This is a genomic window from Candidatus Phytoplasma crotalariae (assembly GCF_030586865.1).
In the GTDB taxonomy this organism is placed as follows: domain Bacteria; phylum Bacillota_I; class Bacilli_A; order Acholeplasmatales; family Acholeplasmataceae; genus Phytoplasma; species Phytoplasma citri.
The window spans coordinates 1-2,042 of record NZ_JAOSIR010000052.1; the positions used below are offsets into that span (position 1 = coordinate 1).

The window sequence follows — 2,042 nt, forward strand, 5'->3', positions numbered from 1 at the left end:
GCTGAGATTACCAAAACTAAATTCATGTCTTTTATCCCAATCATCTAAAGCGGCTTTAGCGGCGTCTGCTCCAGTAAGTAAAATTTTTAATTGTTCTCTTTCCATACCAATTAATGTTATTTTTTCATTGATTTCGTCAATGTTTTTTTGGATTTCGGCATGGCGTGCTTCTTTGATTTTGGTGAAGTCGAATATTCTTTTTTCATCATCGTTTAAAATTTTATATTCTTTTTCTAATCTTTTTTTAGAATTTTGGGCACGAGTTAACATTTCTTGGTAGGATTTTTGGTCCACTTCTAATTTACCAATTTGAACATTAATTTTTCCGATTTCACCAATTATTTCAAGTCTTTCAGCCTTGAGTTTTTCAATTTCTGCTTCTAATCTAATTTTTTCATCAGAAGAAGCTAATTCTTTTTGTCTTTCTTTGCCTTTGATTTCTTTTTCTTTAGTTTCTTTGTCTTTTTCTAATTGGACTAATTTTCCTTTTAAAATAGTGATGTTTTTATCATTTTGATCTAAATTTTCTTTGATTTCTTTAATTTTATCTTCGTTTTTTTCTAAAGCTTCTTTAATTTTTTCTTTAGCTTCTTGGGTAAGGTCTTTTTGTTCATAAAGGTCTTTTAGTTCTTTTTCACATTCATCTAATTCTTTTTCCCAATCTTTTTTAAGACCATGGAAATTATTAATTGTTTGGTCATATTGGGTAATGGCTTGATCAATTTTACTAATTAATTGCCCATAATTTTTAGAGGAGGGTTCTTTTGGTTGATGAAAGAAAGAGAGATAAATGAAACTTAAACATCCAAGAATAATTAAAAAAGGCATTAAATAACCCTTCCAAATGGCGGCGTTTAGAGGGTTATATTTTTTTTTAATAAAAAGAAAACCACTAAAAAGAAAACTGGCTAATAAAAACCAAGTAAAGTACGATTTAAAAGTAAAATAACTTTTCAATAAATCTAGCGGCGATAACATTTTATTGATTCACCTCCTTTCTTTTTCAATCTGTTCTAAAAGAGTTATATCTGTGGAAATAACCATTTGATAAGCTTGTTTTAAGTCTTCTTGATTGATTTCATTTCTGCGATTTTCACCTTGGCCTCTGGTTTGAGCAAAGATAGTTACCGTTGCTTTTAAAAGGTTTTCTAAAGTCCGATTTGCTTTGAAAAAATATTGCTCAGAGGGTAATTGTTCTAAAGCTTCATTAATAACTTCATATAAATATTGTTTCGCTTCGTCGCTGTAAGGATTTTTACGTTTCTTAATTAAGAATTCTAAAAAGGCTTTTCTTTCTTCTTTATTACCTGGTTTAATTTCAATATTATAAGTAAAACGTGATTTAATTGCTTCATCAATTTGATGGATATGATTAGTCGCCCCTATAATGAAAATCGGTTTTTCAGGGTTATTTTCCGAAGAGGTCATTTCTGTTTTGAATTGGTTGACCACGTTGGCAATTTCTGAACCTACTTCTAACATTCTTAAATCGGAAAAAATGGTTTCACATTCATCTAAAAAGATAATGGCGCCTTTATTTTCTTCCGCAACAAAACGCGCCCCCGCAAATAAATCTTTCACCATTTGAGAAGCAACTCCTCTATATTTTTGGGAAAATAAAGAACTATTGACCTCAAACAAAGGTAAATTAGTTTCTTTGGCGATCGCCCGCGCAAAAGTAGTTTTTCCTGTTCCAGGACACCCATACATCAAAATCCCTAAAGGCGATTCTACTTCGCCAATTCCTTGGTAATTGTTGGGATTTTTTAAATAATCAATAAATCCTTGTCCCGCTTTTAATTCTTCTTTCAAACCAATTAATTTATCAAAACCCATAAATTTTTGGGGATCAACAGGTTGAAAAAGTGTTTCTGGCGAAGACGGGTCGAGAGTGTTGGGGGGGAAATGGGGTTCTGATAAAATTGGTGGTGGAGATTCAGGAGTTTGGTTGACATTTGGTTTTAAGTTTTGTTTTTCTTGTTCGTATTGGGTGATTTGTTTTTCAGTTTCGAGTAAAGTTTGGTGATGAATCCACACGAAAG

1 protein-coding gene and 1 pseudogene are annotated in these 2,042 nt (G+C 31.6%); both read right to left on the reverse strand.

All coding sequences use genetic code 11. The features are described from left to right. Positions 1-978: pseudogene (locus tag OC683_RS02360) on the reverse strand (DNA double-strand break repair protein Rad50); the annotation flags it as partial. Between the two features lie 9 nt (positions 979-987). Then, positions 988-2,037: an AAA family ATPase gene (locus OC683_RS02365; protein WP_420887822.1), complete on the reverse strand. Its 1,050-nt coding sequence runs from the start codon at positions 2,035-2,037 to the stop codon at positions 988-990. Positions 2,038-2,042 lie beyond the last annotated feature (5 nt).